The organism is Staphylococcus lutrae, from assembly GCF_002101335.1.
Classification (GTDB): Bacteria; Bacillota; Bacilli; order Staphylococcales; family Staphylococcaceae; genus Staphylococcus; species Staphylococcus lutrae.
Genome location: NZ_CP020773.1, coordinates 1,080,627 through 1,101,759, shown reverse-complemented (window position 1 = coordinate 1,101,759; position 21,133 = coordinate 1,080,627). Strand labels below are relative to the sequence as shown.

At 40.4% G+C, this 21,133-nt stretch carries 19 protein-coding genes; 7 read left to right on the top strand and 12 right to left on the bottom strand.

Annotated elements, in window-relative coordinates:
• Positions 1 to 14: 14 nt before the first annotated feature.
• The 9 genes from fadB to B5P37_RS05120 form a co-directional block, all read right to left on the bottom strand.
• On the bottom strand, positions 15 to 2,273 hold the full coding sequence (gene fadB, locus B5P37_RS05160) for a 3-hydroxyacyl-CoA dehydrogenase/crotonase FadB (RefSeq protein WP_085237228.1): 2,259 nt from the start codon (positions 2,271 to 2,273) through the stop codon (positions 15 to 17).
• Positions 2,274 to 2,320: 47 nt separating this feature from the next.
• Positions 2,321 to 3,532, bottom strand: a complete 1,212-nt coding sequence (gene fadE, locus B5P37_RS05155) for an acyl-CoA dehydrogenase FadE (protein WP_085237227.1) — start codon at positions 3,530 to 3,532, stop codon at positions 2,321 to 2,323.
• Positions 3,533 to 3,572: 40 nt separating this feature from the next.
• Complete coding sequence (gene fadD, locus B5P37_RS05150) at positions 3,573 to 5,075, bottom strand: long-chain-fatty-acid--CoA ligase FadD (protein ID WP_085237226.1); 1,503 nt, start codon at positions 5,073 to 5,075, stop codon at positions 3,573 to 3,575.
• 18 nt (positions 5,076 to 5,093) lie between these two features.
• Positions 5,094 to 6,665 (bottom strand): fatty acid degradation protein FadX, encoded by a 1,572-nt coding sequence (fadX, locus tag B5P37_RS05145; RefSeq protein ID WP_085237225.1) that lies wholly within the window; start codon positions 6,663 to 6,665, stop codon positions 5,094 to 5,096.
• A 509-nt stretch (positions 6,666 to 7,174) separates the two neighbouring features.
• Positions 7,175 to 8,218: an acyl-CoA/acyl-ACP dehydrogenase gene (locus B5P37_RS05140; RefSeq protein ID WP_085237224.1), complete on the bottom strand. Its 1,044-nt coding sequence runs from the start codon at positions 8,216 to 8,218 to the stop codon at positions 7,175 to 7,177.
• 17 nt (positions 8,219 to 8,235) lie between these two features.
• Positions 8,236 to 8,988 (bottom strand): ABC transporter permease, encoded by a 753-nt coding sequence (locus tag B5P37_RS05135; RefSeq protein WP_085237223.1) that lies wholly within the window; start codon positions 8,986 to 8,988, stop codon positions 8,236 to 8,238.
• 17 nt (positions 8,989 to 9,005) lie between these two features.
• The gene (locus tag B5P37_RS05130) at positions 9,006 to 9,959 is read right to left on the bottom strand and encodes an ABC transporter substrate-binding protein (protein WP_085237222.1); all 954 of its coding nucleotides are present in this window, start codon (positions 9,957 to 9,959) and stop codon (positions 9,006 to 9,008) included.
• A 12-nt stretch (positions 9,960 to 9,971) separates the two neighbouring features.
• Entirely contained in the window at positions 9,972 to 10,709 is a 738-nt protein-coding gene (locus B5P37_RS05125) for an ABC transporter ATP-binding protein (protein WP_085237221.1), read from the bottom strand.
• A gap of 152 nt (positions 10,710 to 10,861) precedes the next feature.
• Positions 10,862 to 11,374, bottom strand: a complete 513-nt coding sequence (locus B5P37_RS05120) for a DUF4242 domain-containing protein (RefSeq protein ID WP_085237220.1) — start codon at positions 11,372 to 11,374, stop codon at positions 10,862 to 10,864.
• A gap of 345 nt (positions 11,375 to 11,719) precedes the next feature.
• Here B5P37_RS05120 and B5P37_RS05115 point away from each other — a divergent pair, with 345 nt between their 5' ends.
• Entirely contained in the window at positions 11,720 to 12,178 is a 459-nt protein-coding gene (locus B5P37_RS05115) for a P-loop NTPase family protein (RefSeq protein WP_085237219.1), read from the top strand.
• A 94-nt stretch (positions 12,179 to 12,272) separates the two neighbouring features.
• On the opposite strand, the gene B5P37_RS05110 is transcribed toward B5P37_RS05115, so the two are convergent.
• Positions 12,273 to 12,785, bottom strand: a complete 513-nt coding sequence (locus B5P37_RS05110; protein WP_085237218.1) for a peroxiredoxin family protein — start codon at positions 12,783 to 12,785, stop codon at positions 12,273 to 12,275.
• Between the two features lie 208 nt (positions 12,786 to 12,993).
• On the opposite strand from B5P37_RS05110, the gene B5P37_RS05105 reads away from it, so the two are divergent.
• The 6 genes from B5P37_RS05105 to B5P37_RS05080 all read left to right on the top strand — a co-directional run bounded on the left by B5P37_RS05105 (position 12,994) and on the right by B5P37_RS05080 (position 19,665).
• Complete coding sequence (locus B5P37_RS05105; RefSeq protein WP_085237217.1) at positions 12,994 to 13,989, top strand: LacI family DNA-binding transcriptional regulator; 996 nt, start codon at positions 12,994 to 12,996, stop codon at positions 13,987 to 13,989.
• Complete coding sequence (gene rbsK / locus B5P37_RS05100; RefSeq protein WP_085237216.1) at positions 13,964 to 14,848, top strand: ribokinase; 885 nt, start codon at positions 13,964 to 13,966, stop codon at positions 14,846 to 14,848. The genes B5P37_RS05105 and rbsK overlap by 26 nt, the downstream gene beginning before the upstream one ends.
• 79 nt (positions 14,849 to 14,927) lie before the next feature.
• Positions 14,928 to 16,424: a sugar ABC transporter ATP-binding protein gene (locus B5P37_RS05095; RefSeq protein ID WP_085237215.1), complete on the top strand. Its 1,497-nt coding sequence runs from the start codon at positions 14,928 to 14,930 to the stop codon at positions 16,422 to 16,424.
• A complete protein-coding gene (locus tag B5P37_RS05090) occupies positions 16,405 to 17,343 on the top strand; it encodes an ABC transporter permease (RefSeq protein WP_085237214.1) in 939 nt (312 codons plus the stop codon). The genes B5P37_RS05095 and B5P37_RS05090 overlap by 20 nt, the downstream gene beginning before the upstream one ends.
• A gap of 18 nt (positions 17,344 to 17,361) precedes the next feature.
• On the top strand, positions 17,362 to 18,276 hold the full coding sequence (locus B5P37_RS05085; protein ID WP_085237213.1) for a D-ribose ABC transporter substrate-binding protein: 915 nt from the start codon (positions 17,362 to 17,364) through the stop codon (positions 18,274 to 18,276).
• Positions 18,277 to 18,669: 393 nt separating this feature from the next.
• Positions 18,670 to 19,665, top strand: coding sequence for a phosphatidylinositol-specific phospholipase C (locus tag B5P37_RS05080; protein WP_338063791.1), 996 nt, complete (start codon positions 18,670 to 18,672; stop codon positions 19,663 to 19,665).
• A gap of 282 nt (positions 19,666 to 19,947) precedes the next feature.
• Here B5P37_RS05080 and B5P37_RS05075 read toward each other — a convergent pair whose 3' ends face one another.
• Together B5P37_RS05075 and B5P37_RS05070 are read right to left on the bottom strand one after the other, a co-directional pair.
• On the bottom strand, positions 19,948 to 20,280 hold the full coding sequence (locus tag B5P37_RS05075) for a type II toxin-antitoxin system PemK/MazF family toxin (RefSeq protein WP_085237212.1): 333 nt from the start codon (positions 20,278 to 20,280) through the stop codon (positions 19,948 to 19,950).
• Entirely contained in the window at positions 20,274 to 20,522 is a 249-nt protein-coding gene (locus B5P37_RS05070; RefSeq protein ID WP_206168701.1) for an AbrB/MazE/SpoVT family DNA-binding domain-containing protein, read from the bottom strand. Before B5P37_RS05070 ends, B5P37_RS05075 begins: the two co-directional genes overlap by 7 nt.
• Positions 20,523 to 21,133 lie beyond the last annotated feature (611 nt).

Genomic DNA, 21,133 nt, shown 5'->3' with positions numbered 1-21,133 from the left:
TCCTCTCTATTTGATTAATTTCGTAATGGTTTGCCATTTTTAAGCATGTAAGCAATACGATCGTAAGTTTTTTCTGTTTTTATGAGTGCTAAGAAATGCACTTTTTCCAATTTTTGAATGTAACGTTGGTTAATGTACGTTTGACGCGGGAGATTTCCGCCTGATAAGACTGTCGCAATGCGCAAGGCGATTTGATAGTCGTGGTCACTGATGTAATGACCGAGTCGTTGTGCATCGAGTTGACCTTGTGCCAGTGCGAGAAAGTCTTGTCCTAGCGCAATATATTGTCGTTGAGGTGTTGGTATATAGTGTGCGTCTGCTTCGTATTGCGCCCGCTGTAATGCGACCTCAACAAGTCGGTCTTGATTAAAAATAATCGTATCCGTCGGGCGTAGGAAGCCGTAACGTTTCGCCTCAAATGCATGTGTGGACACTTTAGCCAAACCGATTGTCATGAGCAGTTGCGTCATGGAAGCTTGTTTGTCGTTCATGAGATGCGATGTTTGTAAAATACGATCGCTCATTTCTGCGAGCCCACCGCCACTAGGGAGTAAGCCCACACCGGCTTCGACAAGGCCCATATACGTTTCGCTACTTGCGACGATGAATGGCGAATGAAGTGCGAGTTCACATCCACCACCAAGTACACGGCCGTGAATGGCAGTGACGACAGGTTTTTCACTATATTTTAATCGATTGAAACTGGCATGGAGCTGATCAATCGCTGGGGCAATCTTCGCATCGATTTGGTCTGTTTCGTATGCTTTTTTCATTTCGTATAAGTTGGCACCGACACTGAAATGTGGGCCGTCTGCATAAATGACCATGCTCGAATAAGCTTCATTTTCTAATACATCTAATGCTTCGACTAAGTCATCGTTAAACGCATCAGTAATCACGTTATTACGACTGCTCAACTTGAGTAGCAATTGGTTTTTATGAATGACTGACAACTGTGAGTCGCTACGTTTCCAAAGGATTTCATCCAATTGATGTTCGATTGGTGTCACATGACTCAGCGTTTCATCTTGTGCATAAAAGCCGTTCTCTCGTTCTTGAATCCATTCAGGCAATTCTCCTAATTCAGTCTCGATTCTTGCTTTGACACGATTGAATCCCATCAAATCCCAGAGTTGGAAAGGACCTAATTTCCAGTTGAATCCCCAGACCAGTGCGCGGTCAATGTCGCGAAAATCAGATGCAGCTTTTGGCACATTTAATGCGGCATAATAGAAATTGTTACGTAACGTTTCCCATAAGAAATGGCCCGCTGCATCTGTTGCATTAAAGATGACGTCTAAGTTATGTGATAAATCTTTGCTGAACGACGCAAGGATAGGAAGGTCGGGCGGTGTAACAGGGACATAGTTTTGGGTTTCAGCATCATAGACGAGACGTTGTTTCTTCTGAGATTTTTTATAAAAGCCTTGTTTCGTCTTTCGTCCTAATGCGCCGGCTTCGTACAACGTATTGACCAATTGTACATCGTGAAAATAGGATTGTTCTTCTGGAACTTGTTGTAAACCGCGAATGACGGATACAGCAATGTCTAAGCCGACGAGATCAGAGAGCGCGTATGTGCCTGTTTTGGGACGACCTATGATTTGTCCCGTTAATGCATCCACTTCAGTAATCGAAAATTGTTGCTGTTCTGCACGATACATAATGTCATTCATCGTTTGTGTCCCGATACGATTTGCAACAAAGCCAGGGACATCGTTAGCAGTAATGACCCCTTTACCGAGGACTTCTTGCGTAAACGATTTTACGTCATCCAATATCGTTTGATCGGTATGTGACGTAGGAATGAGTTCGACTAATTTCATAATGCGCGGTGGATTGAAGAAATGTAAGCCGAAAAACCGTGCCTGATCCTCCGAATGGAACACTTGAGCAATTGCTTCTATTGGAATTCCTGAAGTATTTGTCGCAAATAAGGCTTCTCGTTTGGCTGTTTGAGCGACTTGTTTCCATAATTGATGCTTGACTTTTAAATCCTCTTTCACTGCTTCTAAATATAAATCTGCATCGTCATCTACTAAATCATCTCTAAAATTGCCATATGTGAGATTTGGCGCGAGTGCAAGGTCAAACAATAATGGCTTCTTAGGGTGAGTGATTTTATCATAAGCCGCTTTCGCGATTTTGTTTGGGTGATCGTCATCTATCACGAGATCTAATAATTTGACTTTAAGTCCTGCATTGACTAGAACAGCGGCAAGCTGTGCGCCCATTGTTCCTGCACCGAGGACTGTTACTTTTCTAATTGTCATTGTAAATTCCTCCCATTTTTGGCTTTTTCACTGATCCCATTTCGGTTTTATACGAAAGCGGATTGCCCTGTGAGTGCACGACCAATAACGAGCGCATTCATTTCGTGTGTGCCTTCATACGTATAAATGGCTTCAGCATCTGAGAAAAATCGTGCGATATCTTGTTCGCCAGCGAGGATACCGTTACCTCCTGTGATACCACGACCCATTGCTACAGATTCGCGAAGGCGTAAGGCGTTCATCATTTTTGCTGTGGAAGTCGCGACTTCATCATATTCACCATTTTCCTGCATGCGTGCGAGTTGTGCGCTCATTGCCATTGCATGTGTTAAGTTTCCATGAATCATGGCCAATTTTTCTTGTACGAGTTGGTATTGACTGATTGCTTTACCGAATTGCTGTCTTGTTTTGACATAGTTGAGTGTAGCTTTCAACGTGCCTGCCATTGCACCCGTTGCCATATAGGCCACACCCGCACGTGTAGAATATAAGATCTTAGCAATGTCTTTGAAGCTCGTAATATTTTGTAAGCGGTCTGTTTCTTTGACTTTGACGTTGTTGAGTCGAATTTCGGCATTCGGCACGATACGTAGTGCAATTTTATGTTGAAGGATATCAATATCGACACCGTCTTGATCTGGCGTCACGATAAAGCAGTGCGGTTTTCCCGTGTCTTTATTGACCGCAAAGACCGGAATGACATCGGATACATGCGCACCACCAATCCATTTTTTCGCCCCGTTAATGATCCACTCATCACCTTGACGGACGGCAACGGTTTCAAGTCCTCCAGCCACATCTGACCCATGATTCGGTTCAGTGAGTGCGAAACAAGTGCGCAAGTCATGGGACTGAAGTCGAGGGACGTATTTTGCGACTTGTTCAGGGCTTCCACCAAAGAGAAATGTATTATGACCCAAACCTTGATGCACGCCGAGTAAAGTGGCGAGTGAGACGTCAAAGCGTGCAATCGTATATGACATGAAGAATTGGAACAGTTGACTCGGTGTTTTCGCATTGTCGCGTCCTTCATAGAGGAGCGGATTCGTAAAGTAATTCAGTGCGCCGATATCTTTAAAGTAATCTTCAGGTACTGTTGCATCGACCCAATGTTGGTTAATGTCTGGGCGGTATTTACTTTCCAGCAAGTCGTTGAGTTGTTGTAATAAAGTCACTTCACCGTCTGTTAATCCTTTTGCAATGCTTAAAATATCTTCAGGATATAATTGTTTTAATGTTGCTTCTCTTTCTATAGTCATATGAAGACCTCCTCATTGTTCGAACTAAAAGCCGAACATGTTATTGTTGGGATGCTTTATCATTCATCATTTTTGTAATGGCTAATTTATCCGGTTTTTGTGTTGAGTTGAGTGGCATATGCGTAACAGGGACATACATGCGTGGCACTTTATAGCCGGCTAAGCGTTCACGCATATGTTGATCCAGTTGTTCGACGTAATCTTCAGGTTGTTCCCTTAAAATAATCGCTGCCGCAATCGACTCTCCATATTTAGGGTGGTCGTAACCGACAACAACACAGCGATCAATCAGCGGATGTTCAGCAAGCGCATTTTCAACTTCAGACGGCAACACATTTTCTCCGCCTGTAATGATGAGCTCTTTTTTACGGTCGATAATGAAAATATCGCCATCTTCATCTTTTTTCGCTAAATCTCCAGTGAGTAAATAACGATCGTGGAAAATTTTAGCGGTTTCTTCTGGTTTGTTCCAATAGCCAGGTGTGACATTTTTTGCTCGAATCGCCAGTTCGCCAATTTCTCCATTTGCAACTTCATTTTTATCATCGTCTAAAACCTTCGCATCGACAAACATGACAGATTTTCCAATGCTCATTGGTTTATGACGTGCGTTTTCAGGCGTGTTGACCATGACAAGAGGTGCTTCAGTTAAACCGTACCCATTGATAATATTGATGCCATATTTTTTGAAAGCCTGTTGGATACTTGGCAAGGGTTGCGAGCCGCCTTGAATGACATATTTCATTGCTCTAAAGTCATCCGGATTAAAATTAGGTTGTGTTAATGTGCTGTAATACATGGTAGGAATCATAATGAGGAAATCGGGATGATACCGAGCAATGAGTTCATTCAGTGCTTCTCCGTTAAAGTAGCGTTGCAAGACTAAAGTACCGCCACTCATTAATGTCGGAAGGACTGTATCATTAAAACCGAGTACATGAAACATCGGAGTAGCGATGATTGTGAGGTAGTCTGAGTTGAATTTGTAAGTCAGTTCAATGTTGGCCCCATTATGAACGAAAGATTCATAGGAAAACATGACGCCTTTCGGAACACCCGTCGTGCCGCTCGTATAAATTAATGCAGCAAGATCTGTCGATTCTAGCGCGATGGCTTTATAGACAGAATGTTGTGTAGGGTCAACGATTTGATTGTATATATCGGAATCGATGTCCATATGCAAGTATTTGGCATCGACCAAATTGAGAGAACTTAAGTGTTTTTCTGCGTAAAACAGTAATTTCAATGTAGAATCCTCGACAATTGCTGCAATTTCTTTTGGGTTGAGTCGCCAGTTAATGGGTAAGTAAACGGCGCCCATTTTGAAACAAGCGAAGAGTAAATCTAAAAGTGCGATATCATTGGGTGCAAGTACACCGACCACATCCCCTTTTTGAATCCCTTGGCTTTCTAGATAGTGCGCCATATTATCCGCACGTTTATTTAAGTCCTGATAAGTCCATTGTGTCCCTTTGAAAGGGTCGATAACAGCAGGTTTTTCAACATCAAAGTCTGCACGTGTTTTAATCCAATCGAAATTCATCTCTTTTTACCCCCTTATTTATACGATTCTGTTTGACTGAATCGTCTGTTGTAATTGTCCCCAATGTACTTGATACATTGCAGAATCCATTTGCTTCAATTTGGGTGAAATCTGTGGTGTAAAGTCCATTTGAGCAATGATATCTTGTTCTATGTCTAACCCAGGTGCAACTTCTATCAGTGTGAGACCTGCATCTTGAAGTTCGAAAACAGCACGGTCTGTGACGAAATAGACTTCTTGATGCAATGATTTGGCGTATGAAGCATTAAAATCAATATTTTGGACGGTTTCGACAAACTTTTTCGTGTGACCTTCTTCAATGACTGACAGTTGTTGATGATCGACATCGAGCCGTGCACCCGCAATCAGTGTGCCTGTGAAAATCAGTTTTTGAACGGATTGACTAATGTCGATAAAGCCACCACAGCCATTCATCCGATCGCCGAAGTATGACACGTTGATGTTGCCGTGTTGATCGACTTCCGCAAAACTCATCAAGGCGATAGAAACACCTCCGTTATAAATAAAATCCCATGTTAATTCGTGACGCATGCGGACGTCAGAGTTATAATTCATACCGAAGTATTCACGGCTACCAATAAAACCACCAAAAATCCCAATGTCCATCACCGGTTGAACGAGGTGATTGACGTGTTCCTCATGCAGAAGGTTCGTCAATTCATTGTTAATCCCATACCCAATGCTGATGGTGTCACCGACCCTTAAAAATTGAGCGGCACGGCGTAAAATGATTTTGCGCGTGTTGAAAGGGAGGGGCGGTTCAGGTATGGATTCGATGCGTGTCTGTCCAGATAAAGCCGGTTGATACATCGTTTGAACGACTTGACGATGGTGCGCTTGATTTTCTACGATGTATACGTAATCCACTAATGCTCCTGGAATGTACACCTCATTCGGACTTCGTTGACCATTATCAACGACAGCCTTCACTTGTACGATCACCGTTCCCCCATTTGCTTTTGCGTTCAATGCTAAACTATAACTTTCACCAAGATGTGCTTCTTCATCTATGTAAATATTGCCTTGTTCATCCGCGTAAGTCCCTCGAAGGAATGCGACATCTACAGGTGGTAAGCGATAATGCAGAAAGTCCTCACCGTCAATATTGAGAAAAGAGACGAGTGATGTGGTCGTCTTGTCATTGACACGTCCGCCTTTGTAACGCGGGTCAATATGCGTATTCAGTCCAATTTTTGTAATCACACCTGGTGTAATCCCATTCGTTTGACGATAATGTGTGGCGATAACCCCCTGTGGTAGAAAGTAAGCTTCCAATTCATTATTTTTAATCGCTTGGGCTGTACGAGGTGAAGCGGTCATAATACTCATAATGACCCGGTCAACCATTTGTCGCGCTACGAAATCATCTAATTCTGCTGCCAAACCAAGGCTACTAATATCATTGGCCATCATCATCGTCAGGTGTTTGGGGTGTTGCGTACGATCATGATGTTCGATTAACGAGGCGAGTAGCCCAGCAGGTAAATTGGATACAGTCAGTGCAGCGAGACCGATCACATCACCTTCTTTGACAAGTGATGGAATTGCCGACCATGTACATCGTTTCATTATGTGAGCCTCCTTTCACACTTTTTGTAAGCCCTTACATGAAATATAACATAGTTCTAGCAATTGTAAAAACAAAAATATTTTTATTTTCAGACAATGGACACGAAATAGACAATTATTTTGAGCCTATAAAATGAGTCATCCCAATGTTTTCATAGATTTACATGAGATGAGAAAAAATTTTAAAATCGTCATTTTATACAATGAGAAATGTAACAAAGGGGTTAGGAAGAAACGCCCATTCGAAAAAAGAACAATGATAACATCAAGGCGAATCAATATAATTTCAATTAAATAGCGATATCATGATATTTTTTCATACGAGGGGTGACACATCATTGCGTATTGAAAAGGAGAAGTGAATTGTGAAGAACAAAGGTGTCCATTATGAGGTGGTAAATAAAAAATACGTGTAAAAACGGAGAACCGCTGACAAATGACGGTTCTCCGTAGACAGTAAAAATGAAAATTTTGAAGAGGGCATGTGAAATCAGTGCGGTCGCATTCGTTTATGCTGTCTGGAATGTCGCCTCAAGCTTACCTAAGTGACGCAATGTTGGCGTTAATGCGGCAAAGAAGAAGCCTTCTTTTAATTTTCTTACTTGTGGCGCTATCGGTGAATAGGCACGCGATCCGCCATTGACCATCGATGCTTGGTTCACATCGAGCAACAAGTAACCCAATGATTTTTTCAATTGAATGATTTCGAGTAAGTCATCGCTTAAGTTGCCTTGTTTTTCATTCAATAATGTATAATATTGCTCGCGTAACGTCTGATACTGTAATTGGTATGCTTCAACATCGTATTCTAAATAGGCATTGATGCCATTTTGTGCATTTGAAAATTGATCGATTAAATCAAGTGAACTTTGGATTGAACCTAAAGCGATTGGGATTTGTAATGCGACAAATTGTGGACGAATGATTGCAGCAAAGGACTCTGCATCTGTTGAGATGATTTGATCGTGTGGGATGATGACGTTGTCGAACGTGACGCTATATGTAGCAGAACCATTGACACCCAAGAATTGAGACTTTTCTTCTAAAGTAAGTCCCTCTGTAGACGCTTGAATGATAAACATCACGCGTTCTTCACCATCACGTTGTTTTGAAATCGCCCCAAAATAATGATGAGGCCCCATATTACTGACAGCAGGAAGCTTACCATTTACGACTAATGTTGTCCCTTCATAGTGGTGGGAAAGATTGAAATCTTCTAAGGCATTGAAGGATTTCATTGGGTTAGAAAGCCCCGTAGCCCCGAATACTTCTCCCGATAAAACTTGTTGCTGTAAGTCTTGATGAAGTGCCTGTTGAGGTGCTTGTTTTAAATAGGTTGAAAAGGCCAGTTGGCACCAAAGGCAAAATCCAGTCGTTAAGCAAGTATAAGACACTTTTTCTATAGTTTGTGCGTTTTGAACGAGGTTGTCTTGCGTTAGGAATCCTTGCTGTAAAAGTTGTTGTAAAAAAGGTTGTGCATAATAGCGCCCATGATCAATCGCAATGACATGAGGGCGGAGTTCTGTATCAATGAGTGTTTCGATCGTTTTCATGTGTATTCTCCTTTACGTCACGCTTCTCCAAAACGTTTAAGTATTAATTTTTCTAAGTAACTAATGCAACGGTCAATTAAAAATCCGAAAATCCCGATAAAAAAGATTGCGGATAATACATCCTCTAGATTGAGCATGTTACGTGAGTCTACGATTAAAAAGCCAAGGCCGGATTGTGCGCCAATCATTTCCCCTGATACTAAGAAAATCCAACTCGTACCGACAGCAATATGAATCCCACTCATCATATGCTTGAATGCTCCAGGGAAAATAATGTTGTAATAGAGCGACCAACCGGATAAGTTGAGGTTTTGGGCTATTTTTAAATAATGGTCATCAATCGTTCGTACGCCCTTAATGGTGTTGAAAACGATAGGGAAAAACGCCGCAATAAAAATGATGACAATGGCGGGTGCGTTTCCAATCCCGAACCATAAGACAATAAACGGTGACCAAGCGATAGGTGAAATGGGTCTTAAGAGTTGGAGTAACGGTTCAATGGCATGTAGGAAAGTTTGACTACGCCCTAATAAAAAGCCTACGGGTAATGCGACAATGATCGCGAGTACAAATCCAATTATAAAGCGATACAGGCTAATGCCAAGGTGTATAAAGATTTCCCCTGTCACTAAAAATGTCCATATACTTTGACCAACTTGAAGTGGACCCGGTAATAACACAGGCGGATATTGTCCAATCCAAATGACGCTTTGCCAAATAAGCAAAAATAATAGAAAAGTGATGCATGGCAGAATGTAACGTTGTGTCATATGTGAGCGGATAGTTCTCACCCCTTTTGATAGAATGTGGGATCCACAAAATTGTTGAACGAAGGTGGATCAAATAGATGATGTGCAGCAACGTCATGGGCAATAGCTTGATAGCCACTTTGTTCAATTGTCAAATCACCATATGTTGTCCATTGCGCAGAGCGTTCAAGAATTTTACGATCTTGTTTTAAGTAGTGTGCCATGAGATCGACACTTTTTTGTTGATTGGTCATATCATAGCCAGCTGTTTTATAATCATGCATTAAATCGTTGACAGCTTGTCGGTGTTGTTGAAGGAGATTTTCTTGAAGTACGAGTACGCAACAATAGGCATCTGGAATTAAATCACTGCCGTGTTGAAGCAGGTGTCCTTGACCTAGTTTTTCACCTAATGCGCCAAAAGGTTCTGCGACGGAATAGCCAGAGATGCGTTGCTCATTTAGCGCTGCAGGCATTTCTGCGGGCGCCATTTCATGGTAGTGAAAATGTCCTTCTGGAATGTTTAATTTGTGACGCATTTGCTCTAATAATAAATAATGTGTGGAATAACGATGCGGTATCGCAAAAGCATAATCTTTGTTTGGATGAAAATCATCGAGCTGTTGTCCGTTTTGTCCGATGACCACATTTCCTTCATGATGACCCAGTGCGACGGCTTTAATCGGTGCGCCTTTAGATTTGGCCTTCATTGCAAGTTCAATTAAAGTAGAAGCCCCATCAATACGCCCGCTGTTTAACGCATCCATCAAATCGGGCCAATTATTGAAGCGGACGAGCTGGATTTGATAGTGAGAACTGCTGTTTTTTTCATTAATCGTTTGTGTCATCATTAAGTTGGCTGCATGTGTAATCGGTAAATATCCGATTTTTATCACTTTTGGTGTGTGCTCACGCGAATTCGACGCATGAGGATTGCTACATCCGGTTATACTAATGAGACATATGAGTAACAACGGCAATATTTTTTTCATAGATATTCCTCATTATTTTATAGATTCCGAGTCAGCGGTATGGTGAATTGCAAAATCTTTCATGATATTGTCCCGTAATGTGAGTAGTTGTGCATTGTTGCGGTGTCTAGGATGTGGATAATGAATGGGATATTGGTTGATGATACGACATCCGTCACCTAATAAAATGACCTCATCTGATAGATAGAGTGCTTCATCAATATCATGTGTGACCAAAATTAATGTCGCCTGTGTATGTGTACTCAGTGTAATTAAAACATCTTGTAATTGGTAGCGTGTAAAAGCATCCAGTGCACCGAGCGGCTCATCGAGTAGAATGACATCAGGTTGGTGAACGAGTGCGCGACAGATGGCAACGCGTTGTTTCATCCCTCCAGAGAGCGACTCGGGAAAGTGGTTTCCTTTGTCTTTGAGCCCCACTGTGACAAGGTGATGTTCGATTTCCCCTTCTTGAAGGGGGCGTTGTAATCCGAGTTTGATGTTATCGCGAACAGTTTTCCAGGGTAATAAATTGTGATGCTGAAATAACATTAAACATTCAGCAGACGGTGCGGTTTTACGCGCGCCATTGATGGACACTTGACCTGTTGAGGGCGTGAGAAATCCGCCAATAATATTTAAAAGTGTAGACTTGCCACAACCACTTTTTCCAATAAAGCTGATAATCTTACCTCGAGGCACAGATAAACTAAAATTTTGAATGACGTGCTGTTTATCGAAGTAGTGATTGAGTTGTTGAATTTCAATCATCGCCATCCTCCTAATTCTTATTTAAATACTAAGATTTATAGTGAGAATAAAGGGAGTGGTGATGTGTTATAGAAGTCATCTCACTCCCTAATCCATTTTCGCTATTTGTGTCACAGCCCTTTTGTCATTACAAATAGTCGATTTAACAGTTTTTAAATTTTTTCGATTTCATCAATTGGTGTGTCGACAGCTTCACGCGCACGGCGTACCGCTGCTTCATCTGGTGCATTGTAGAGACAGACACATTTCGTCATGTCTTCACACACATAAGTTCTTTGGAATTGGACTTCAGGCACCTCTTCATAATGTACAGAATTTTTCTTTTTACGTGCTAAATATTGATCCATTGTAATCCCCTCAGGAATGTTCCAAGTCACAAGATAGTCGATGGATACATCACCTTGTTTGACTTCATCTAGATCTTTACCCACCAGTCGAACCTCTTTGACCAGGCTAACTTTAATTCCCCCAGATTCTAAAAATTGTTTTGCTTGGGCTTCGTCGTTGCTTTCAACAATGAAGTAACCATGGGATAAATCTTCGGTCACTTGTACTTCAATCAATTCTGAACCTGATTGTGCAGACAATGAACGGACTTTCTCATCCAATTCAACTTTCGACTTCGCAAATGATAAATCTTGTGTTTCTAATAAAAATAATGCCATAAAACATGCCCCCATGTATTTTGATATTGCTATATTAATATAATTCCTATCAGAATACAAGGTATTATTTTCATAATTATCAAAATTTGGGACATATTGATTTGAGTGTCAAGAATAACTGACATTGTCAATAAAAGGGAAAAAAGTTATATTAATAGATGGTCATTAACGAGGAAAACGCGTGAATCATTATAATGTAGAGGTGGATATGTCATCGATAAGAAGGCATCACATGTGTCACCATGTTGAGAAGGGTATCCCGTTTGCTTTTATTGTATTCATCGGAAAACTTGATTAATATTAAGAGAATTTAGACGAAGATGAAAAATTTGAAAGGAGTCGCATATGACTTGTCAACGTATTGTCATTGTTGGAATGCCGGGAGCCGGTAAATCTACACTATGTGCACGATTAGGGAAACGATTCAACATACCGTATTATCACTTGGATTACTATGCATGGGAAGGCGGTGTGTTGGTTGATGCGCCAATACTTGAACATCATGTAGATACAATTGTCGAGACACCGTCATGGGTGGTTGATGGGACGTATACAAAGACGTTAGATCAAAGGCTGGCGCGTGCGGACGTGCTGATTGTTTTAACGGATGCGAGATGGCGGTGTATTTTACGAGTAATGAGACGGTATTTAAAGGGGAGACATCATCCTCAAATCGGTGATAATCCTCACATCATTAGCTTTGAGTTCATTCGATATATTTGGAATTATGAGCGAGATGTAAAGCCGAAAATCGATCAGATTTATCAACGTCACGCGCATACGTGTCGTTTGTGTCAGTGGTAAAAGGAGAAACTAAAGTGAAGTGAAACCGCGCAAAAAAGGCTGAGACTTTGTTTATTCATTGTCTCAGCCTCTTTTTGTTTCTTTTATTAAACGATTATGCTTTTTTATATGTTTTTTGGATATATTGAATCATTTTACGCAATTCGACCATTGTTGGACGTCCAAACGGATTGGTTTGTTTTTGTTGATATAATAATCGATTGTCCTCAGAAATGAGGAAATATGCCGGTTCATTATGTGTGCCGTGGTCGTCATAAAGTGTGTCATCTGCATGTTTGAATACACCATAAACATCTGCAAATGTACTGTTTTCATCAACAAGTACAGGGTATGGGACTTGTTTCTTTTCGACCATTTGGTGGAGATTGTCAGCTGAATCGTCTGACACCAAAATGACTTTAATATTTTTACCTTCGAAGTAACGCTGATTTGCAACCAGTTGCTCGACTTCTTCCATACAAATAGGACACCATGAACCACGGAAGTTAATTACGAAGTACCATTGATTAGGATAATCTTGTTGATATTGATGGAAGTCAAACGATGTCCCTTCTGTTGTTTGAAGTGTGAAATCAGGCATAGTTGTGCCAAGTTGAAATGTTGTCATGATTGCGCTCCTTTATTTCTATCAGTTTTTCTCAATCTGTTCATACATTTAATATACTATTGTTATGGTATAGAACAAAGTAGAGTGCTTGAATAGCCATTTTGTCGCGCATTGTTTGAGTGATGATTGGAATAGACTGATTTTGATTGCATGGTACAATAACTCATGGTACTTTATATGTAAACGTTTCCACATCAGGAGGAATATCATGACAACGATGAAAGAAGTAGCCGCATTTGCAGGGGTCTCCGTAGCGACCGTCTCGCGTGCGATCAATCATAATGGTTATGTTAAAGCGGCAACAAAAATGAAAATAGAGCAGGCCATTGAAGCATTGAATTATGCACCAAATGAAGTTGCACGCACGTTAAATATGAAGCAATCCAAAGTGTTGGGATTGTTGTTACCTGATATGAGCAATCCGTTTTTTACACAGGTGGCACGTGGCGTAGAGGATACGGCTATGGCGCACGGCTATCATATTATGATTGGGAATGGGGCGATGAACGGTCAAAAAGAGATGGACTATTTGATGACGTTTAAGTCGAATCATTGCAGTGGTGTGATTGCATCTCAGTTGGCTTCAGTAGAGGCTTTTGAAGCGCTTCAAAGTTATGAAGGGCCGCATGTGCTCATTGATCGAACAACTGTAGAAGCTTATTGTGTAGAAGCGAATCATCAACAAGGGGGTCGACTACAAGCAGAAGCCGTTTTGCGTGGTGCGGGTCGAAGGGTGTTGATTGTATATCAAGATCAACATTATCAATCATTTCAACAACGTTATCAAGTGGCAAAACAAGTGTTGAAAGAAGCAGGTTGTATGATTTATGAGATGCCTGATTTGAATATGACACGTGAAGTACTTTTAACATTAATTCATGACGGTGCAGTGGATAGTGTGATTTGTGGTCAAGATGCATCGGCATTTCGTGTGTTGAAATGGCTACATGATGAAAGGATACGTGTTCCAGAGGAGGTACAAGTCGTCGGTTATGATGATGTTCCTATGGCGCCATGGGTCGTTCCGGGGCTGACAACGGTCAATCAACCCACTTATCAACTTGGAGAACAAGCGGTATTAAAACTCATTGCTCAAATAGAAGGGCATGCAGAGGTGCCTCTGAAAACAGTGTTAGATGTGACATTAATTGAACGTGAATCAACAAGGAGGAATGAAGATGGGGCAAATTTATGTCGTTGGTAGTATGTCGATGGATTTAGTCGTATCAACGGAATCGGTACCGGCACAAGGCGAGACCGTATTAGGTGATGACTTTTTCACAACACCTGGAGGAAAAGGTGCAAATCAAGCAGTGGCAGCCGCACGCTTAGGCGATGGGGTGCACATGATCGGTTGTGTTGGGACAGATGCATGGGGAGAACAAATTCGACAAAATCTTGAAATGAATCATGTCAATGTTGAAGGGATTCAAGTCATTGAGGGGATACCTTCCGGGACTGCGCATATTATCTTATCGGAACAAGATAATCGGATTATCGTCGTGCCATCTGCCAATCAATATTTGACACCTGACCGTGTACAGCCACAACTTGATCGCATGTCAGAAGGAGATATCGTGTTAATTCAACAAGAAATTCCAACAGAAACGGTGATATGTGTGATTGATTATTGTGCGAAACATGGCATTGTCTCTATTTTGAATCCAGCACCTTATCGTGCTATTCCAGAAAGCGTGATTACACAAGTGGATTATTTAACACCAAATGAAACAGAGCATGCATGTTTGTTTGAAGGACAAGCACTGGAAACAACACTTGCACATTATCCAAATCAATTGATTGTAACGTTAGGGTCAAGCGGCGCAGTGTATCATAATGGAGAACAAATGATTCAAGTGCCAAGTGTTAAAAGTGTTGTTAAAGATACAACAGGTGCTGGAGATACGTTTAACGGTGCTTTAGCGGTTGGACTTCAAAAGGGATACCCATTAAAAAAGGTGATTGAATTTGCGAATTTAGCAGCGAGTTATTCCGTTACTGGAATGGGCGCACAAGGAGGCATGCCTGTCATAGAAGATTTGGCGCAAACTTTTGATGTATAAGCGAATTGGATATTATATGAGGTCGTGTTGACGCATCGTCATCATATTAAAAAGCATAGGGTGAAAAGGAGTGGAGCCTATGATTCAAATGACGAATATTCATCAGTCTTTCGGGGCACACCACGTCTTACGAGGTGTAGATTTTACAATAGAAGCAGGAACTGTTCACGCATTGATGGGTGAAAATGGTGCTGGAAAATCAACATTGATGAAAGTGCTTGTTGGGATGCATGACAAAGATGAAGGGACAATCCATTATTTTGGACAATTAAAGACATTTGACAATCCTAAACAAGCAGAAGCAGAGGGGATTACTTTTATTCATCAAGAGTTGAATATTTGGCCAGAGTTGACAGTACTTGAAAATTTGTTTGTCGGTAAGGAGATGCATCATGCATGGGGATTTTTAGATCAAAATGCGATGCGTGTACAAGCTGAAGAGATTTTTGACATGTTAGATTTTCAAATTTCCTTTAATCAGTTGGCAAAACATTGTTCAATTGGAGAACAGCAAATGATAGAAATTGCAAAAGCATTGATGACTGATGCGAGGGTCATTATTATGGATGAGCCCACAGCAACATTGACAGATACTGAAATTCAGACGCTCTTTAAATTAATTCGTCGATTGAAAGCGCAAGGTGTTGCATTTGTTTACATTTCACATCGGATGGCAGAAATTTTTGATATTGCAGATGAAATCACTGTCATGCGCGATGGAAAAACGATTTGGTCTCGCCCAGTCGATGAGACGTGTTACTCTGACATTGTTAAAGCGATGGTAGGGAGAGACATCGATTCGCAATATCCGACACGTGACTATGTTGAAAAGCCCGTTGTGTTAGAAGTTGAATCTTTAAATCATCAAGGTGCGGGAATTAAAGATGTACAATTTCAATTGCATGAGGGAGAAATTTTAGGTGTGAGTGGTTTGATGGGCGCAGGTCGCACTGAAATGATGCGCAGTTTATTTGGCATTGATAAAAATGAAAACGCTATCAAAATCAATGGTGAAGCGGTGCGTATAACGTCGCCTCAAGAAGCCATGCGTTATGGCTTGGCGATGATAACCGAGCAACGCAAAGATGAGGGGCTGATACTCGACTTCTCCATTCGTGATAATATGGTGCTCCCATCACTTAAAAGTTTTGCGAAACGGGGTTTTGTTGATACAGAGCGGGTGAAGCAATTCGTTTTGCAGATGCAACAGCGTTTGAATATTAAAGGCGATGATTTACGTCCGGTTTCTGCATTGTCAGGAGGCAATCAACAGAAGGTCGTCTTGGCAAAATGGATGAGTACAGGGCCGAAGATTATTATTTTGGATGAACCGACACGTGGCATTGATGTGGGCGCAAAACGAGAGATTTATCAATTGATGAATGAATTAACAGCACATGGCGTCTCGATGATTATGATTTCTTCAGAATTGCCTGAAGTCATCGGAATGAGCGACCGCGTCATCGTCATTCATGAAGGGAAAATCGCGGGTCAATTAAAAGGCGATGCGATGACAGAAGAACACATTATGACATTAGCAACAGGGGGAACTTTAGATGAAATCATTAACAGCTAAAGCACCATTTTTTGAGAAAATACTTCCATTTATAGGGCTGATTATACTTATCATTGTCATTAGTATTTTTAATACTGCTTTTCTAGACTTGTCTAATTTATTGAATCTTTTACGTCAAGTCTCAATCAATGGCTTGATCGCATTTGGTATGACTTTTGTCATTTTAACAGGAGGTATTGATTTATCAGTCGGCTCGATGTTGGCATTTTCATCTGCATTGATTGCGTTAATGATCACCCATGGGATTGATCCAATCGTTGCCATCATCATCGGTGTACTGATTGGCTTTTTGCTAGGTCTCATTAATGGTGTTTTTATTGCAAAATGGCAAATGGCCCCATTCATTGTGACATTAGCGACGATGACGATCTTTCGTGGATTGACGCTCGTTGTGACAGACGGGAATCCGATCACAAATCTGGGGAACAATTACCTCTTTCAATTGTTCGGGAAAGGTTACTTTTTCGGTGTGCCTGTCCCCGCAGTCACGATGACCCTCGTATTTATTATTTTGTTTATCATTTTACATCGGACGACTTTTGGGCGACATACGTATGCGATTGGAGGTAACGAAACAGCCGCATTGATTTCCGGAATTAAAGTGACACGGATTAAAGTGCTCATATATGGTATTTCGGGTTTAATGTCTGCATTGGCGGGGGCGATTTTAACGTCGCGGCTTAATTCAGCACAACCAACTGCAGGAACGGCATATGAACTGGATGCAATAGCGGCTGTTGTACTTGGTGGTACATCTTTGACTGGCGGCAAGGGGCGGATTGTCGGTACATTAATCGGGGTTTTGATTATTGGCGTATTGAATAATGGTTTGAACCTATTAGGTGTATCGTCATTTTATCAACAAGTCGTCAAAGGAATCGTCATCCTGATTGCAGTGTGCATTGATCGAAAAAAATAAGTGAAAGAGGCAAAAATGATGAAAAGACGAATCATTCTATTTATTACGGTCATTTTATTGTTAGCAGCGTGTTCGTTGGAATCTCCAGTGAAAAAAGATAACAAAGGACCTCATCATAAAAAGAAATCAGACGTGACGATTGGGGTCAGCCTTTCGACACTGAATAATCCATTTTTTGTGTCGATTAAAAATGGAATTGAAGAAGAAGCTCAAAAACAAGGTATGAAAATTAAAGTTGTCGATGCGCGTGACGACGCTGCAAAACAAACGAACGATATTGAAGATTTAGTCCAACAACAAGTGGATTATTTAATTATTAATCCAACTGACTCTAGTGCCATTGCAAGTGCAGTGGAATCAGCGAATCATGAAGGAATCCCTGTCATCACATTAGACCGATCGGTAGATAAAGGACAAGTGGCGACATTCATCGCTTCAGACAATGTAGAAGGAGGGAAAATGGGGGCAACCTATATTGTCAATCAGTTAGGAAAAAATGCGAAAGTAGTAGAACTAGAGGGGGTTCCTGGTGCGAGTGCAACGAGAGAGAGAGGTCAAGGCTTCCATGAAATTGCAGATCAGGAGTTAGATGTTATTGCAAAACAAAGTGCAAAATTTGATCGTGCAGAAGGCTTGAATGTGACACAAAATCTCTTACAGGCACATCCCGATATTCAAGCCATTTTTGCGCACAATGATGAGATGGCACTCGGTGCAATAGAAGCGATTGGCGATAAAAATGTGTTAGTTGTTGGTTTTGATGGCAATGACGATGCGATGAAATCCATACAAAACAAACGATTAAATGCTACAGTTGCACAACAACCTCAAGTCATGGGGCAACGTGCCATGACATCTATCGTACAATTGATGGAAGGCAAAAAATTAGCACCGACGATAAAAATCCCTTTAAAATTAGAAACACAACATTAATCGAACAGTGATAAAGAGGTATGTCACATTTTGAAAGTGAATCAAGTTATAGAGTAAATCGTGATACGAACAATCTATGACAGAGGCTGACACCATCCGAATACCAGAACTTCAGTTGAACCAGGGGCAATGAAGTTAAGTCCTTGTAAAGAAGGCAGGTAAACACGGATGAGGGTCAGCTTTTATTTTGAATGGCTGATAACAAGGCGCATTCAAGATGGAAATCAAACCTTGAAGCTTTATGAGAGCACCGAAATAAATGAATGTCAATGGTTAAATTTCTACTGATACAACCCCTTCATTATGTATAAATACTATATTCCAAAAAGAGAATAATTATATAATTAAATTAGTTTTTAAAATAACATAGAAAGAGGTTGGATGATGGTGATGATGAAAAGAATAGGGGCTTTTGCACTTGTTGTTAGTTTAATGTTATTGTTTACTCCGATTGCACGCGCTTCAGTCGTATTAAGTGAGCACTCTGAAAATTGGATGAGTTCCCTCGATGCACATCTCCCACTTACTGAAATCAACATTCCTGGCACACATGATAGTGGTTCCTTTACGTTGGAAGATCCCGTTAAATCTGTATGGGCAAAAACACAAACTTTGAACTACATACAACAAATGGAACATGGTATTCGCTTTTTTGATATAAGAGGTCGTGCGTCAACAAATCAAACGATTTCGATACACCATGGTGTCATTTATTTACATCATGAACTCGGGACCTTTTTAAATGCAGCAAGGGCATATTTAACGGTTTATCCCCATGAAACGATTATTATGTCGATGAAAAAAGATCATTACAATGACAGCCATGTACACCAATCATTTGAGTCTGTTTTTAGAGAACACTACTTTGATGATCCTAGATTCAGTACACTTTTTTATAAAGGTCATCATTCAAACCCCACTTTAGCAGAAACAAGAGGCAAAATTGTACTTTTTAATAGAATGGGACCAACACAGATGACAAGCGGTTATGGCACAAGTCGGCAGGGTATACATTGGTCGGATAACGCCACTTTTGCCACTGAGATTAACGAAAAGCATATTCATCTTGTTGTGCAAGATGAGTATAAAGATTATTATGGTGATAAATTAGCAGCGGTCAAAAACCTTTTAATGCGCAGTAAAACAAATTCGGATCCGCACACGTTATATATGAACTATTTAAATGTTTCCTCAGGTGGAAGTGCACTGAACAGTATTTACTACTACGCATCTTATATTAATCCGAACATCGCAAAAACCATTAAAGATATGGGGAAATCAAGAACGGGTTGGGTAATTGTTGATTATTCTGGATATCGGTGGGCAGGATTTGATGATATCGTGGATGATGTGATTGATAGCAATTCGATTCCATCACTGCACGTTTGAAGAACAGTTTGAAAGGGGTTTATGCATTTTGTATAGGAAAAGGAAAAACCTGAACCAGTGAAATAAAAGGTGTGAACCAGACTATAGAGAAATACCTGTTGAACATTTAAATTCACGTATTCATTATATAGAAGCACGAATATTTTTTCACCAACCGACGTTGACAAAGAGCCGCTAATTTCAAGTAGAATTTGAATGAAAAACACCACAAAATCATTTCAAAAAAATTTTTGTGGTGTTTTTCTTAGGAACTGAAACCCTATGTCCCAGCCCCCTTGAACTTTAAATTATTTTAGAGTGTGCAATGATAGTCTTGATGACGTCAGACTTGATACTCTCATCTAATTCATCTACAATTTTATTATTTCTGGCTTTAATATCTAAAGCTCTTATTTGCAGCGAATCAATGATACCTGTTATGCTATTATGTTTTGTTTTAACAACTATATCTGAAGGAAACCTCTTGGTTCTGTTAGTTATAGGTAAAGCCCAAACAAAAGGCGAGCCTTGATTGACAAAATTGTTGCTTACAATTACACACGGTCGGTATTTTTGTTTTTCTTTACCTCGAGTAGGATCTAAATCAATCATTACAATGTCGAATTGTTTTACCATAGTTCTTGACCTACTTGATCGCCAAAATCAATTTCTTTTTCATCATAGTGACCCCCATTACGATAAAAATCATGAATTTCATTTATAATTGACTTTTCTCTTTTGGTAAACTTAACTGCGCCCTCGCTTATTTCTACATTTAAAGAATCCCCAATGTTTAAACCTGCTTCGTTTAAGATGGATTTATTTAAACTGATTGCTTGGCTATTTCCATTTTTTATAACTTTTGATAACATTTTCATGTATCATCACTCCCTTTAATATAATTATACCACACGTTATAACATAGTCATAACATTTGGTGTGCCATTAAAAAGGCATATCGTCTTCATCCCATTAGGTATCATCAGGTGTAATTAAAAGTACAGAACCCAAAAATTGCCCCTGATGTGAGATGAAGCACATCAGGGGTCTAAAGGTTTTAAGATGATTTTTAAGAATCTAGAGTTGTAAAAATGATACAAGATGTTCGAGATTGTTGTAATAGTCGACAGGGAGTTTATCGCTATACAACACGTTTTACTATAGAATCAATTTGTAATTATTGGAGGTGTTACGTACTTTAGGGATATCACGTAACGACCGAATGTCATCGTACTCAAGGGCTATTTATACAATGACGCTTTCTACATGTCACAGTCAATGTCGGACAATCCGATGTGTTAGAGGGATAACACAGGATTGAAATTGAGCTGCCTATTAGGATTCATACCTGCTGTTCAAACTTTTTAGTTATGGAGGATAAACATTTTCGTTGTAACAATCTGCCATCAACGATACTGAGATTGTTCAACTTGGCTTTTACTTAGTAAGGGAAAGATGAATGCTTGTTTACTGTTGTCTTTTAGGAATG